This window comes from Xanthomonas cannabis (assembly GCF_040616535.1).
GTDB lineage: Bacteria > Pseudomonadota > Gammaproteobacteria > Xanthomonadales > Xanthomonadaceae > Xanthomonas > Xanthomonas cannabis.
In genome coordinates, this window is sequence record NZ_CP136580.1 from 2,908,935 (window position 1) to 2,924,813 (window position 15,879).

Annotated in this window: 9 protein-coding genes and 1 other RNA gene; 1 reads left to right on the plus strand and 9 read right to left on the minus strand. The window is 65.7% G+C overall.

The window, feature by feature from the left end; genetic code table 11:
- Window positions 1–183 precede the first annotated feature (183 nt).
- Window positions 184–1,350: a DUF5694 domain-containing protein gene (locus RZV17_RS12390; RefSeq protein WP_355603809.1), complete on the plus strand. Its 1,167-nt coding sequence runs from the start codon at window positions 184–186 to the stop codon at window positions 1,348–1,350.
- Between the two features lie 1,286 nt (window positions 1,351–2,636).
- Here the strand turns inward: RZV17_RS12390 and RZV17_RS12395 are convergent.
- The 9 genes from RZV17_RS12395 to RZV17_RS12435 form a co-directional block, all read right to left on the minus strand.
- A complete protein-coding gene (locus RZV17_RS12395; RefSeq protein WP_047697964.1) occupies window positions 2,637–2,933 on the minus strand; it encodes a hypothetical protein in 297 nt (98 codons plus the stop codon).
- Between the two features lie 247 nt (window positions 2,934–3,180).
- Window positions 3,181–4,821 (minus strand): DUF5597 domain-containing protein, encoded by a 1,641-nt coding sequence (locus tag RZV17_RS12400; RefSeq protein ID WP_355603813.1) that lies wholly within the window; start codon window positions 4,819–4,821, stop codon window positions 3,181–3,183.
- The gene (locus tag RZV17_RS12405; RefSeq protein WP_355603816.1) at window positions 4,818–7,166 is read right to left on the minus strand and encodes a DPP IV N-terminal domain-containing protein; all 2,349 of its coding nucleotides are present in this window, start codon (window positions 7,164–7,166) and stop codon (window positions 4,818–4,820) included. Before RZV17_RS12405 ends, RZV17_RS12400 begins: the two co-directional genes overlap by 4 nt.
- Complete coding sequence (locus RZV17_RS12410; RefSeq protein ID WP_355603819.1) at window positions 7,156–8,727, minus strand: APC family permease; 1,572 nt, start codon at window positions 8,725–8,727, stop codon at window positions 7,156–7,158. The genes RZV17_RS12405 and RZV17_RS12410 overlap by 11 nt, the downstream gene beginning before the upstream one ends.
- A gap of 231 nt (window positions 8,728–8,958) precedes the next feature.
- Entirely contained in the window at window positions 8,959–10,794 is a 1,836-nt protein-coding gene (locus tag RZV17_RS12415; RefSeq protein ID WP_349776724.1) for a DUF885 family protein, read from the minus strand.
- On the minus strand, window positions 10,791–12,608 hold the full coding sequence (locus RZV17_RS12420) for a DUF885 family protein (RefSeq protein WP_355603823.1): 1,818 nt from the start codon (window positions 12,606–12,608) through the stop codon (window positions 10,791–10,793). Before RZV17_RS12420 ends, RZV17_RS12415 begins: the two co-directional genes overlap by 4 nt.
- Window positions 12,609–12,725: 117 nt before the next feature.
- Entirely contained in the window at window positions 12,726–13,925 is a 1,200-nt protein-coding gene (locus RZV17_RS12425) for a Xaa-Pro peptidase family protein (protein ID WP_355603826.1), read from the minus strand.
- Window positions 13,922–15,538: an aldehyde dehydrogenase family protein gene (locus RZV17_RS12430; RefSeq protein ID WP_228313958.1), complete on the minus strand. Its 1,617-nt coding sequence runs from the start codon at window positions 15,536–15,538 to the stop codon at window positions 13,922–13,924. Before RZV17_RS12430 ends, RZV17_RS12425 begins: the two co-directional genes overlap by 4 nt.
- Before the next feature lie 221 nt (window positions 15,539–15,759).
- Window positions 15,760–15,836: non-coding RNA, sX9 sRNA (locus RZV17_RS12435), on the minus strand.
- Window positions 15,837–15,879 lie beyond the last annotated feature (43 nt).

Sequence of the window (15,879 nt, forward strand, 5' to 3'; positions counted from 1 at the left end):
CGGCCGATGTTTCGGCATCAGGCAGGCGCGTCGTGGTCTGTGCACGCTAACGCCCCCTGCCATTTGACCGCATGACTTTCCGGCCGGGCCCGATGCCTGCTGCCTCGGTCACACTCGCCGCACGTCCACTGCCGCGGCGTGCGCTTGCGGCAGCGCGGATATGCACATTCCACAAGGAACGTCATGCAGATTCCCTTCTATCCCAAAGCGAGAGGCGGCGACACAGCCTACGCACGTTCTGCTCCATCACCGGTCGTGCCCACCCGACTGCGACGTCGCAAGCTGTGGTCGGCGGCGCTCACGCTCATCACGCCCTGCATCGCGCAGGCACAGGTGGACTTGTCGCAGCTGGATGCAGAGATGGCTGCGCCACGCACGCAGGTGCTGGTTCTTGGCAGCGTGCACCTGTCGCAGCTACCCAAGGGCAGCGATGTCTCTGCCGCGCGCCTGCAACCGTTGCTGGACCGGCTGGCGGCCTACAAGCCCACCATCATCACGACGGAGGATCTTTCGGGTGAGACCTGCGATTTGATGCGCCGGCACCCCACGGTCCATCTGCCTGAAGACACCACCACCTATTGTCCGGACACCACCGAGGCTGCGCGGGCCACTGGCCTGGATCTGCCAACCGCCATTGGCCAGGCGCGTACCGCACTGAAGTCCTGGCCGGACACACCGACGGCGGCACAACGTCGCCAGCTGGCGGCGTTGTTTCTTGCCGCGGGCGATCCCTCCTCTGCCCTCGTGCAATGGCTGCAGCTGGCGCACGCAGAGCAGCACGCCGGAGACGGGTTGGATGCCGCGCTGGTCGCACACTTGCGCAAGGCAGAGGACTACCCCAACGAGAGCAACCAGACCGCCGCGCGGCTGGCAGCACAGCTTGGTTTACAGCGTGTGTACCCGGCCGACGATCACACCGGCGACAACGTCGATCTGGGCGATCCGGCGGCCTACGGCAAGGCAATTCAAGCAGCCTGGGACAAGGCCGCGCCGCGAGCACGTGCCATGCGTGCGCATGAAGACACCCTGGCTGGCGAAGGCAGACTGCTGGAGCTCTACCGCGCGATCAATCTACCAGCCAGCCAGCAGTTGGCCATCGCGGTGGATTTTCGCGCCGCATTGAGCGAAAGCTCGACGCAGCACTATGGTTATCGCTACGTCTCCGGTTGGGAAATCCGCAACCTGCGCATGGTGTCCAATGTCCGCGCCAGCTTTGCCGACCAACCCGGTGCACGCGTGCTTGCAGTGGTCGGTGCCATGCACAAGCCCTGGTTCGATCAGTGGCTAGGCCAACTACAGGGCGTGGATGTCGTGGACGCAGCGCAGGTGTTGGGCAGTGACGAGCAATGACGGCGATGAGTACCACGATTGCAGCATGACGCTTTTGGTCAAGTGCACAGTGACGTCATTGCGTCTGAATTGCAGCAAGTACCGCAGCGTCGAGGGTGGCGTCCTCACCGCTCGTGGGGCCGTGGGCGGTATGGATGCCGCGCCAGAGCTTATAGGGACGTACTTACAGCGTGTCCTGCGATGGTGGGTGGGCAAGGGCTCTGCAGCACACGCAAGACGTCGAGGGCGCGGTGCCCTCACCGCTCGCGGGACACGCCGTAAACCCATCCATGGGGGCTCCGTGGCGGCATCCATGCCGCCAAGGGTCCCGCAATCGGTGAGGACACCGCGCCAGACAGTTGGCTGTTGGTTTTGTCGAAGAGCAAAGAACCGCGTCGCCAGCTCGCTAGTCGCTGTTGAGATCCATGCAAACCGACCATCTCGACTGGTCCTTGCCCGCTCACCGTCGCGGGACCTTGAGCGGCATGGATGCCGCGCCAGAGCCTCCAGGGACGGATTCACGGCGTGTCCCGCGATGGTGGGCGGGCAAGGGCCCTGCAACAAACGCAAAGATGTCGAGTACGCGGTACCCTCACCGCACCAGATAGTTGGCTGCCGCCTTTACTGAAGAGCGGAATCAGCGCACCGGACAGTTTGCAGGCTGTTTTATTGAAAACTCTACGCACCGACCAACTTGACTGGTCCTTGCCCGCTCACCGTCGCGGGACCTTGAGCGGCATGGATGCCGCGCCAGAGCCTCCAGGGACGGATTCACGGCGTGTCCCGCGATGGTGGGCGGGCAAGGGCCCTGCAGCAAACGCAAAGACGTCGAGTGCGCGGTACCCTCACCGCACCAGATAGTTGGCTGCTGCCATTATTGAAGAGCGGAATCAGCGCACCGGACAGTTCGCAGGTTATGTTTTTTGAAACGGTACGCACCGACCAACTTGACTGGTCCTTGCCCGCCCACCGTCGCGGGACCTTGAGCGGCATGGATGCCGCGCCAGAGCCTCCAGGGACGGATTCACGGCGTGTCCCGCGATGGTGGGCGCGCAAGGGCCCTGCAGCAAACGCAAAAACGTCAAGTGCTCGGCGCCCTCACTAGACAGTCGGCTGGTAGCTTCTTGAAGAACGAATCAGCGCACCAGACAGTTTGCTGGCTGTTTTATTGAAAGCTCTGCGCACCGACCATCTCCACCAATCCTTGCAGCCAAGCAGCAGACGGATGTCGCCGGGTACGCGACCACACCGACAGCCGTGTACCCGGTGTATCGGGACGACAAGGGCAGTCATCCACTCCGCACCGCTTAGGTCAACACGTCCAGCAAGCTACCCAACATCTCGTCGGAACGCCGCAGCGCGGTGGCATTTGCCTGGAAATCGTTGCGTGCCGACAGCCCTTCCACCAGATCGGTGGCCGGCGCCGATGGATCGGCACTGGCATCGACCACGCTGGCGGCCACGCCGCCATTGGCCTGCGTGCTGGCGGCAACGGACTGCCGTGGGCTGCCGTCCACCGGCTGGCGCGCCACATTGCTGGCGGCTACCTGCTGGCGCAGTGCGGCCACCTGCATTCCGGAACTGGCGATGCTGTTGATGCTCATGATGGCTCCAGTGCAAAAACTACAAAAAAAAGCGAGGGCGCGCGTCTACTCACCAGCCGGCGCAGCGCCGATCACAACCGCGCCGCGCTGCTGTCGCGTTTACTGCAAGCTAACCGCTTGGCTAGCCTTTCTTACGCGGATGGACCCAGCGAACAGCAACTGCGACCCATCTGCTCCACATCCACATGTCCTACCTGGCAACTGCGACAACGCCGGCCTCACGGCTGCACGGTCGCCTCGCCCACGCTCAATACGTGCCCACCCGCACGCGCAACACCACAGGCACATTGCCGGCCGCATCCACACGCCCGAAGTTGAGCCCGTAGTCGGTCTGGTCGCCGTTGAGCTGCCTTTCTACCTGCCAGCGCCCATCGACATACCGCCCCTGCTCCACCCGCAACAGTTGTCCATGACGGGTATCGGCCGCGTTGCGAAAAAATTCAATGCGCGCAGCCATGCCGGTCACCAGAAATTCTTCCGGCCCCAGCTGGGCTACCAGCAACCGGCCTGCATGGTCGTCGTTGCCGGGCAGAATGGGCGGCGCATCGCCCCATAGTGGCGCACCGAACGACACCTTGGCCTCCCACTCGCCGAAGCGCAGCGTGCGCTGCGGCGCGCCGGGTTGTTCGGCCACTGCCTGCAGCCGGCCATCGAAGGCGGCCTGCGCCAGAAGTCGCTGCATCGGCGCAAGCAGCTTGAAGTTGGCCGCGTGCGCAGCGATTGCGGCGCGATTGGCCTCGCTGTCGGGGTTGCCATCCATGCCGAACACCGAAAATCCCACCCCGCCCTGCCCCAGCACATGGAACAGATAGGGCGCGGTGGCCGCCTCGAAGCCGGTTTCCGACACCCAGGCCGGGTTGTCGGGCCGCGCGTACTGGCCGATGACCTTGGTGTATTCGTTGTAATCGTTGGTGTAGATGTCGGTGCCGATGAAGTCGATCGACGGCGTGGCCGCGCGCCATAGCGCGAACATGTTCACCGTGGCACCGCCGGAGGGATAGTCCATGCCCGGATAACGCTTGCCCTTGTAGCGCAGCCAGGTGTTCACGTAGAGCGGCAGCGGATACGCACGCTTGCCGGCAGCGGCCACCTGCTCGATGTAGGCGGCGGTGGCATGCGCGTTGAACGCTTCGGCCGCTTCGGCGCCGAACAGTTGCTGCCAGCTGCCCTGCGGCTTGCCCAGTGCGCGCGCAATCTCGGCCGGTACCGGTTGTGCGAACGCGGCCTCGCCGGCCGGGCCATGGTCGCGCACGGTGCCGATCGCACCGGGCTCGTTTTCCACCTGCACCAGGATCACCGTGTGGCGGTCGCCATCCACCTTGCGCAGGTGCTGCATCAACGCGGTGAACGCACGCGCATCGGCCTGCATGTTGGCCGCCGCATGCGGCGACAGCACATCCACCGGTTCGCCGTTGGCATCGCGCATGCGCGGGTACGTGGTCTCGTCGCGCTTGATCCATTCCGGCACGTAATGCATCTGGCCGTTCTTCCAGCTGCCGAACCACAGCAAGGCCACGCGCAGGCCACGCTTGCGTGCGCCGGCGATCAGTGCATCCACATTGGTGGTATCGAAGCGGCCCTGCATCGGCTCGAACTGCTCCCAGTACACAGGTGCTTCCACGGTGTTGGCGTGCAGCGCGACCACCTCGTCCAGCGCCTTGGGCAGCACGGCTGGCCAGGCACTGGAGTTGTGCAGCTGCGCGGCCAGCACGGTGTATGGCGCGCCATCGACAAACAGCGCATGACGGCCGTTCTGGGTGACGAAGCGCGGCAGTTCTTCGGCACTGGCCAGCAACGGCACGCTAGCGACCAACATCACCAGCGACCACAGCAGCGCCGCGAGGCGGCCACGCGGCTGCGGTATTTTCAGGGCAAGCACATGCATCATCGCGCCTCCGACGGTAGTGAGTTCCAGTGCGGCGTGGGTTCGTTGCGCAGGTGGCGCACGAAGAAGTCGTATTGACGGCGTTGCACGTAGTCGATCGGCCCGCTGGAGCGGCCCACCGAATGCTCGCCACCGGGCACGTTGAGCAGATCGAACTGCTTGCCGGCCTTGATCAAGGCATCGACCACCTGCGCAGTGGAGGCCGGGTCGACATTGCTGTCCTGCTCGCCGACGATCAGCAGCAGGTCGCCCTGCAGCTTGCCGGCGTTGACCACGCCGGATGCCTGCGCATAGCTCGCATCCACCGGCCAGCCCATCCACTGCTCGTTCCAGCTGATCTTGTCCATGCGGTTGTCGTAGCAACCGGCAAACGCCACGCCCACCTTGTAGAACTCCGGATGGCGTTCGAGTCCACCCAGCGTGCTCTGCCCGCCGGCCGATGCGCCATAGATGCCGACCCGGCTGATGTCGTACGAAGGGTCCTTCGCGGCCAGCGCGCGATGCCAGGCGATGCGGTCGGCAAAGCCGGAATCGCCCAGATTTTTCCACGCCACATCGTGAAACGCCTTGGAACGGTTGGCGGTGCCCATGCCATCGATCATCACCACAATGAAACCCAGATCGGCCTGCGCCTGCATGCCGATCTGCTTGTCGCCGCCGGAGTGGTAGCCGAACGGCCAGAACGTCTTGGGCACGAAGGCGTCGTGCGGCCCGGCGTAGATGTTTTCGATCACCGGATATGTTTTGCGCGGGTCGTAATCGCGCGGGCGCACCACCATGCCCCAGATATCGGTGCTGCCATCGCGGCCCTTGGCCACGAAGGTCTCCGGCGCGCGCCAGCCGGCGGCCTGCAGCTCGCCGATATCGCCGCGCTCAACGGTGTGCAGCAGTTGCCCATCGATGGCGTGCAGCTCCATCACCGGCGGCAGATCCGGGCGCGAATACACATCCACGTAATGCCGGCCGTCGTCGGCAATGGCCACATCGTGATCCGCATCGGCGTGGGTGAGCCGGGTCAAGTGGCGGCCATCGAAATCCACGCGGTAGAGCTGCCGGTAGTACGGGTCCTTGCCGGCGTCCATGCCGCTGGCGGCGAACCAGATGCGGCGCTGCGCATCGTCCACGCGCAGCACATCGCGCACCACCCACTGCCCGCGGGTGATCTGGCGTTTGACCTTGCCGCTGCGGCCATCGAACAGATACAGGTGCCGCCAACCGTCACGTTCTGAAATCCACAACACCTCATCGCCGCGCCCATCCACGTCGTGGCGAAAGCTGCGATCGGCATACACGAACGTGCGCGCATCTTCGCCAACGGCCACATGCGCGCGTGCAGTGCGCGCATCCACCGCAATCACCCGCATATGCTGAAAGCCACGCTGCACATACTCAAAGCTCACACTGCGGCCATCGCTGCGCCATTGCAGCGGCGACAACGAATATGGCGTGGCGAACAAGGCGTTATCCACCACGCGCCGGCTGCCATCCACGGCCAGCAGCACCGGCCGTTCCACATCGACCGCGTCGCCCGGCTTGGGATACAGCTGGGTGCGCACTACCGGCTGAAGGCGACCGGCCGGTGCGGCCTCCACACGGGTGACCCGGCGCGCAGTGCCCGGCCGTACCCGATACACCGCCAGCTGCTGCGAATCAGGCGACCAGGCAATGCTCTCCGGATCGAAATAGTCTTCCGCACGGCCATCGTCGGTGCGCTGGACCAGCTGGCCGTCGGCCACCCGGCGCACGACCAGGTTCCAGCCATCGGCCAGCGCCTCCCACTGCCCGTCGGGCGAACGGCGTGGCGTGGTATCGGCGGCCACGTCCGGGTCGCGCACCACGCCAAAGCCGCGCGGCCGCTGTTGCCCCTGCGGCTGCCGGCCGGGATCGTCGGGCGCGCAGCGGTAGGTGGTCAAGGTACAGCGCCACGCAGCGTCCTCGATGGCGAACACGATCGCCCCGTCCTCACGCGCGCCTTCCTGCGCATACGCAAACCGCTCGAATGGCAACATCCACGCCGCATAGGCAGTGCCGGTGGCTGCCTGCAGCGCCTGGGCCACGCGCGCCTGATCAAAGGCGGGCTGCTTGTGCAACGTGGCGACGTCCACGCGCATGAAAGCGAACCCACCAGGCACCGTCTTGCGGTAATGGAACCTGCCGTTGTCCTGCCAGTGCGCCGGCCAGGCGACGTTCTCGGTCAGCGTGCTCCAGTGCGCGCGCAGGCCCAGCGAACGTTGGTAATCGGCCACGCTGGGTGCGGCTTGCGCAGCGGTCGCCAGCAACAGCAGGCAGGCGGCCATGGCGCGCGATGCCTGCGTCAGGCATGCGCATCGCAAGGCATCACTCACCATCGTCCTCCTCCAATGCCAGTTCGTCGCTGCGCAAACCGCTGCGCGCGCCCCAGTGGTAGATGAAGAACGCGATCACTGCCACGCTCAATGTATCGAACGGATGCGCGATCCAGCCGTGTCCACCGAAGGTGCCGGCCCACGACACCAGCATCACCAGCACGAAGAACACGATCAGCCACAACGACGCGCGCACCTGCCGCAACAGGCGGGTGCGGCCTTCGCGCGATGGAAGGCGATACAGCACGTACAGCGCGAACGCGACCACCTGCAAGCCAAGCAGCCACGACAAGGTGGGCCAGGTGGACCAGTACACGATCAACGCCGCCACCATGAACGACAGCGGCCCCAGCACCGCCAGACCGCGGACGAAAAACGGGCGCGGCAACGCCGGCGCGCTGCGGCGCAGGGCTGCCACCGTCACCGGCGCCACCGCATAGCTCAGCACCAGCGCGGCCGACACCACGCCGATCAAGGTCTCCCAGGACGGGAACGGCAAGGTCCAGAAGATCGACAAGCCCAGGCTTAACCACAACGCCGGACGCGGGATGCCCGACGCCGGGTCCACCCGCGTCAGCACTGGCAAAAATCCGCCGCTACGCGCCCAGCCGTACACCACGCGCGGGGTGGCATTCATGTAGATATTGCCGGTGCCGCTGGGCGACACCATGGCATCGCAGATCACCAGCGCCGCCAGCCACGCCATGCCCAGGGCCAGTGCGATGTCGTGGTACGGCAGCGAGAAGGCCTTGTCGATGCCGGTCCACCCCTGCGCCAGCTGTGCGGCCGGAATGCTGCCCAGAAACGCCAGCTGCAGCAGCACGTAGATCACCGTGGACAGCGCCACCGACAGGATCAAGGCGATAGGAATATTGCGCTGCGGGTCGCGCACCTCGCTGGCCACCGACACGATCGGGGTCAGCCCCAGATACGCGAAGATGATGCCGCCGGCGGAGATCGCCGCTTCCACCCCGGCCATGCCCGACGGCGCGAACCCGTGCATGCTCAGATTGCCGGGATTGAAATGCTTCATCAGCAGCACGATCACCAGGATCGGCACCAGGAACTTGAAGATGCTGACGATATTGTTGGCCAGCGCAAAGGTCTTGACGCTGAAATAGTTGAGCAGGAAAAACAGCACCAGCAAGGCCAGCTGCACCAGCCAGCCCCAGATGCTGGGGTGCGTGCTGTTGGGCTGACTCAACCACGGGAACCACGCCGCTGCATATTGCCGCGCCGCCTCCACTTCGATCGCGATCAAGCTGGAAAACGCGATGAGCGTGATGAAGCCAGTCAGCGAGCCGAGCAAGGCACCATGCGAATACTCCGGGTAGCGCACCACCCCGCCAGCGCGCGGCAACGCCGCACCGAGTTCGCAATAGACCATGCCCAGCAGCAAGACGGCGATGCCGCCGAGGATCCACGACACGATGCCGGCCGGCCCCGCAATCGAGGACACATGGCTGGCCGAAAACAACCACCCGGAACCGAAGATCGAACCCAGCCCGATAAAGGTCAGGTCGGTCAGGCTGAGCCGCTTGTGGAACTTGCCTTGCGTGGCCATGGTGCCCCCGTTGGAAAGGTTGTAGCCGATTTCTAATTACTGCAGCTGTTCTCTTCTCCCACCGGGAGAAGGTGCCCCGAAGGGGCGGATGAGGGTACGTGCGCAGCCTCGTGCCATTTCGACCCGGAGCAGCTTCGCTCCGTACCCTCACCCCCCCCTCCGCGCCCCGGCCCGCGCCACTGGCGCGCAAACTGTGCCTTCTCGCCCCGTCGGGAGAGGGGCTCAGCATTGCTACTGCTTCGACACCTCCTGCGCCCAAGGCGACTTCCCGCCATCGCCGATGAAACGGTCGATGCGTTGCTCCAGCACCGGTAGCGGCACCGAACCGGTTTCCAGGATCGCGTCGTGGAAGGCGCGGATGTCGAACTTCTCGCCGAGCGCGGCTTCGGCCTTGTGCCGCAATTCGATGATCTTCAACTCGCCCAGGTAGTACGACAGCGCCTGCCCCGGCCAGGCGATATAGCGGTCCACCTCGGTGGTCACTTCGTGTTCGCTCAGCGCGGTGTTGTCGCGCAGGTACGCCTGCGCCTGTTCGCGCGTCCAGCCCTTGTGATGCAGACCGGTGTCGATCACCAACCGGCAGGCACGCCACATCTGATACGTGAGATAGCCGAAGCGGTCATAGGGCGTGTCGTACATGCCCATTTCCTGGCCCAGGTACTCCGAATACAACGCCCAGCCTTCGCCATACGCGGAGATGTAGCCGTAGCGGCGGAACTCCGGCAAGCCCTGCGCCTCCGCCGCCAACGGCATCTGCAATGCGTGGCCGGGCGAAGACTCATGCAAGGTCAGCGCGGTCAGGTTGTACAGCGGCCGCGACGGCAGGTTGTAGGTGTTGACCAGATAGATGCCCGGGCCGCCACGACCGCCGGTATAGAACGGCGCCAGCTCCGGCGGCACCGGCTCGATGGCGAAGCGGCGGCGCGGCAGCCGGCCAATGTAGTCGCCTACCTTGGCATCCACGCGCTTGGCGATCCACGCCGCCTGCTTGAGCAGCTCGTCCGGCGTCTTGGCATAGAACTGCGGGTCGGTGCGCAGGAAATGCAGGAATGCCGGAAACACCGCCTGCCCGGCCGGCGCTTTGAAGCCGCTGGCTGCGATGGTCTGGTCCATCTGCGTCCGCAGCTTGGCAACCTCGTCCAGACCGATCTGGTGGATCTGATCGGGGCTCACCTCCAGCGTGGTGAACTCGCGAATCTGCGCGCGGTAATAGTCCTTGCCATCCGGCAGCGCTTCACCGGCCAGCGTGGTGCGCGCACGCGGCTGATACTCAGTGCGGATGAAGTCCAGCAACTTGGCATACGCCGGCACCACCTGCGCGTTGATGGTCCCCTCGGCCTGCGCCCGCAGTTGCGCCTGCACCGCTGCCGGCACGGTGGCCGGCATCTGCTTGAACGGTGCGTAGAACAGATTGGCCTGACCCTTGGCCTGCGCCACATCGGCGATGGATTGATCGCGGCCGGTCAGCGTGACCTTCGGCTGGCTGAAACCACGCGCCAGCCCGGCGCGCATGTTGTCGGTGTGCTCGGCGAAATAGCGCGGGATATCGGCCAGCATCTTCAGATAGCGCTGATAATCCTCGCGCGTGCGCAACTTGGCCTCGGCGCTGAAGCCCAGGTCGCTCCAGAACGCCGAGTCGCTGTTGAACGGCATTTCCCAGGCGCGAAAACGCTGCTGATCCAGCAGCACCAGCAATTGCTGGCGGTACACCTGGTAACTGACCTGATCTTCGGCCGGCAGCTGCGCCTGCGGGATGGCATCCAGTTCCTTCAACGCCTGTTGCCAGTACGCCGTGCGCTGGCTCTGCGTGGCCACGTCCACCTTGGGTAGATGATCGGATTGCTGCTCCTGCGTGGCCTGGTTGTCTTCATCCACCGCACCGGACAACTGCGCCTGCCGCCAGCGCCATTCGCGCGTGTACAGCGCTTTGAAACGCGCCGCCGCGCTGTCTTGCGTCGTTGCTGCGGATGCGGGTGCTGCGGCTTGCGCCTGCACGGTGGCGGCGCCCAGACTGGATGCAATCAACACGCTCAATGCGCTCGCGCGCCAGACGCGGCTGGTCTTCATCCGCGTGCCTCCGGCGCCGCCTTGGCCTGCGCAATCCACTGCCGCACGCGCTGCTGCAACAGTGCCAGCGGCATCGCGCCGCCGCCGAGCACCGCATCGTGGAAGGCGCGCACATCGAAACGATCGCCCAGCTCTTTTTCCGCTTCCGCGCGCAATGCCAGGATCTGCAGCTGACCGAGCTTGTAGCCCAGCGCCTGGCCGGGCCACACGATGTAGCGGTCGGTTTCGGACTGGATGCTGGGCTCGTCGTCGGACGGATGCGCGTGGAAGAAGTCCACCATCTGCTGGCGATTCCAGTGCTTGTAGTGCACACCGGTGTCGAGCACCAGCCGGTTGGCGCGCAGCAACTCGCCGGACAGGCGGCCGTAGTCGTTGTACGGGTCCTTGAAGAAACCGATCTCCTTGCCCAGCTGCTCGGCATACAGCGCCCAGCCTTCGATATAGGCGTTGTAGCCAGCCTGCTGGCGGAACGGCGGCAGGGGCAGCGTCTGCGCAAGCGAGATCTGCAGGTGATGCCCGGGCACGCCTTCGTGATAGGCGGTGGTTTCGATGTTGATCAGCGTGCGGCTGGCGAAGTCGCTGGTGTTGACCTTCACGATCGCCGGCTTGGTGCCTTCGGGATTGCTTTGCCAATACTCGGCGCCGGGTGCGCTGCGGCGGAAGGCCGGCATCGCCTGTACCTCCAGCGGCGTCTTGGGCAGATGCCCGAACAGCTTGGGCAGTTCCGGCTCCATCGCCGCGATGTACTGCCGGTATTGCTGCAGGATCTGTTCGCCGGAGCTGGCAAAGTGGCGCTTGTCGGTCTCCACCGCCTTGCGGAAGCTGGCCAGATCCGCAAAACCCTGCGCCTTGGCGATCACCGTCATCTCGCCTTCGATGCGCGCCACTTCCTTCAATCCGATCTGGTGGATCTCCTCCGGCGCCATGTCGGTGGTGGTCTGGGTGTGGACGGCGTAGCGATAACGACGCTCGCCATCGGGCAGCGACCACACGCCTTCCTGCGCGCGTCCTTGCGCGGCGTATTCGTCGCGCACGAACGCAGCCAATTTGCCGTAGGCCGGGCGCACCTGCTGATCGATCGCGGCGAGCACCTGTTGACGCAGCACGTCGCGTTGATCGGCCGGCACCGCCGCATCGAGCTTTTTCAGCGGCGAGGCGAACGGGCTCTGCTCGCCGGTCAACGCGGCAATCTTGTCGATCTGCTCGGGCAGGCGCTCCAACAGATAGCGCGGCTGAGTGAGGCCATCGGTCGCGCCCTGGCGCGACACCGCGATGACTTGCTCGATCACGGTCGGGATCGTCTGCAGACGCTTGATGTAATCCTGGTAATCCTTGGCGTTTTCGAACGGAAACGCATCACCATACCCGGCCAGCGCCAACTGCACGCCGCCGATGGGCTCCAGCGGCATCGTGTAGGTCTTGAGGTCGATGCCTTCCAGCTTGTCGCGCAATTGACCCAGCATCATCTGCAGGCTGAGCTGGCGTTGCTCGTCCAGCGCCTTGGCATCCACTGCTTCGAACTGCGTGAGCAGGTCCGCGGTTGCGGCGCGCTCCGCCTGCACCGCTTCCAGCGAATAATCGCTCCAGCGGTCGTTATAGCGCTTGTCGCCGATGATGCTGGCGAACTCCGGGTTGTGCTGCAGCTGGTATTGCCACTGTTTGTCCAGCAACGCATCGAAGGCCTTGGCGGCTTGTTCGCTATTGGCCGAGGCAGTGGTAGCGGACGCCGTTTCCGATGCCGGCGGTGCTGGCTTGCAGGCGGTAAACAATGCGGCGGCAAGCAGGCCGATGGCGACAGGACGCAGGTGGTTCATGCATTTACTCCAAGATGCAAAGACAGCGATAGGAGCGCGCCTGAGCGCGAATGGCTTTACTCGGGAATGCCCGTCGCGCCCGGGTGCGCTCCTACGCGCGCGTAAATCTGGGCAGGCTCACGCAAACGGTTGATCGATCGCCAGCGACGGCGGCGTAAACCACTGCGCGCCCGCGTCGGTGACATAAAAATGGTCTTCAAGCCGCACGCCGAACTCACCGGGTACCACGATCATCGGCTCGTTGCTGGCGCACATGCCCGGCTGCAGCGGCTGCGCATTGCCGCGCACCAGATACGGTGCCTCATGAATCGCCAGACCGCAGCCGTGGCCGGTGCGATGCGGCAGGCCGGGCAAGCTGTAGTCCGGGCCCAGCCCTGCGGCTTCCAGCACCGTGCGCGCGGCCTGATCCACTGCCTCACAGGCCACACCGGGGCGGATCGCCGCAAATGCCGCTGCCTGCGCGGCCTGCTCCAGGTCCCAGATGCGCTGCTGCGCGGCGTTGGGCGTGCCATAGATCCAGGTGCGGGTGATATCGGAATGGTAGCCCTGCACGGTGCAGCCGGTATCGATCAGCACCAGCTCGCCTTCGCGCAGGTGCTGCACGCCCGGGATGCCATGCGGGAAAGCAGTAGCGTGGCCGTATTGCACGATGCAGAAGGTCGAACCGTTGTCCGCGCCCAGCGCGCGATGCGCCTCGTCGATGAAGCGCACCAGTTGATCGGTCCCGATGCCCTCGTGCGCGATGCCGGCGGCCAGCCGCTGCACCAGCAGGGTCATGTCGCAGGCCTGCTGCATCAACGCCAGCTCGGCTGGCGACTTGCGCATGCGGCAGCCGTCGATGATCGCCCCCGCATCGCGGATCGCCGTGCCAAGATGCGCGCGCAGACCGGTGTGCACGGCGAAGGCAATGCCCGGGTCCAGCGCCAAGGCATGCGCGTGGCGCTCGTCCATGGCCTGCACCACCAGCGCATACGGGTCGTCGTGTTCTTCCCATAAGTACTTGGCCACCGGGATCTTCAGCACCGCGTCCAGCGAGCCTTCTTCGAACGCAGGACACAGCAGCACCGGCTCGCCATTCAACGTCAGCAGCAACGCCACCAGGCGCTCGCTCGCGCCCCATGGCACGCCGGTGAAATAGCGCAGCGAGGTGCCGGCGCCGATCAACAGCGCATCCACGCCCTGGCTGCGCATCAGGCTGCGTGCGCGTTCGATGCGGCGCTCGTATTCGTCCGCGGCGATCGGCGCGGCGCATTGCGTCCACGGCGCCAGCTGCGCGCGCGCCTGCTCCAGCGACAGCCCGCCGATCTGTGCGCTCATGCACCTGCTCCCAGATCAGCCGTGCTCCATTGCCCATCGACCAGCCGCGCCACCCCGTGCGGATTGCGCTGGCGCAATTCCGCAGGCAGCAGTGCATCGGGCACCGCGTCATAACTGTGCAGGGCCGCAAAACGGCGGATTGCACCGGGCATGCCCACGGCGGTGAAGCCCGGGTGCCCGGTGCTCGGGAACGGGCCGCCGTGGTTCTGCGCGGCGCTCACGGCCACGCCGGTTGGCATCTTGCTGTTGATCAGCCGCCCGACCCGCGCGCGCAACACCGGCGCGATGGCCTGCCAGGCCGCATCGTCGCTGCCATCGCCGGCGCGATACAGCGTACCGGTGAGATTGCCTTCGAATGCAGCCGCCACCAGCGCCATCTGCGCTGCGTCGGCTGCGCGCACCAGCAGGCTCACCGGGCCGAACGCTTCGGCCTGCAGTGCCTGCGGGTTGGCGATGAACGCCTGCGCATCCACGCTCAACAAGGTCGGCGCATAGCGGTAGCCATCCTCGCCGGTGTGCCCGCCCGCCAGCACGCTGGCACCGGCAGCGCGCAGGCTGGCCACCCCGCGTTGCACACCGTCCACACCGGCTGCGGAGAACAGCACCATCGGCATGGCCGCTTCGAAGTGGGCCTTGGTGGCCGCAACAAACGCATCGCCGGCCACACCGTGCGGCACCACCACCACACCCGGATTGGTGCAGAACTGCCCGCTGCCCAGCGTGCAGGATGCAAAGAACTCCTGCGCCAGCGCATCGCCGCGTTCGGCCAGCGCGCCGGGCAACAGGAACACCGGGTTGACGCTGGACAGCTCGGCGTAGAACAGCACGCCTGCTGCGTCGGCCGCTGCCTTCAGCGCCAGGCCACCGGCACGGCTGCCGGTAAAGCCAATCGCGCCCAGCCGCGCATCGCCGGCCAGCCGCACGCCGATGGCGTTGTCGAAGTGATACAGCAACTGTACGGCCGCCGCCGGCAGACAGGCCGCAACCAGCGCCTGATGCGCCAGCTGCGCCATGCGCTGGCTGGTGGCCGGATGCAGCGGGTGCGCCTTGGCGATCACCGGGTTACGCGCTGCGATCGCGCTGGCGAAATCGCTGCCGGCAATGGCATTGAACGCAAACGGGAAATTGTTCGGGCCGAACACCAGCACCGGCTTGCCTAGCGGCGCCAGGTGCGAACGCAGATCGGCCGCGCGATCGATGACGGGATGGGTCCAGCTGTACGTGCGCACCGCCTGCGCGGCCTGGCGCAGCTGCCCGCTGGTGCGCGGCAGTTCGTTGCCACGCAAGCGTGTGGGCGCGGGCAACGCGGTTTCGGCATGCGCCAACGCGACCAGGGTGTCGGCATCGGCATCCAGCGCGTCGGCATAGGCGTCCAGGAAGGCGGCGATGCGCTCCACCGGTGCAGCCGCCAGTTCCGCTGCCACCGCCTGCGCTGCGGCGACGGCGGCTTCCACATCGTCCGCGCCACTGATCGGAAACTGCGGGCCGATCGGCTCGCCGGTGGTCGGGTCGGCAGCGCGGAAGCTGCCGGCCGCGTGGCGGCTGGGTTGCCATTGGCCTGCCAGCAGCACCTCGGCGGCGGTCATGGGAATGGAGTGGTTCGTGTCGTTCATTGCGGCACCTTCGGTAACAGGGATGCAGGGCCTGCGCACTGTGCGCCAGCGGCCGGCCAGAGAAGCGATGAGGATGCAGCACTGCAGGCCACATCCGCAGCCGCCGACGCCTTGCCCCACGCGCAGGCACGGCGCGTGGGGCGAATCCGCACGCGCCGCACGCTGTGCCTGCGAGTAGACGCAGCGTGCGATGGCCGTACGCCATCAGGACAACCGAGAGCGGCTAACAGAACGTAGCGCGCAGTCGTCAGGCGGGTGCGGGCAGCGCGCTCAGCGTCGGAGTGTACGAGTGGCACATGCCGATCCGAGCACCGACCGCGCCCGCCTGGCGGCGACGCAGT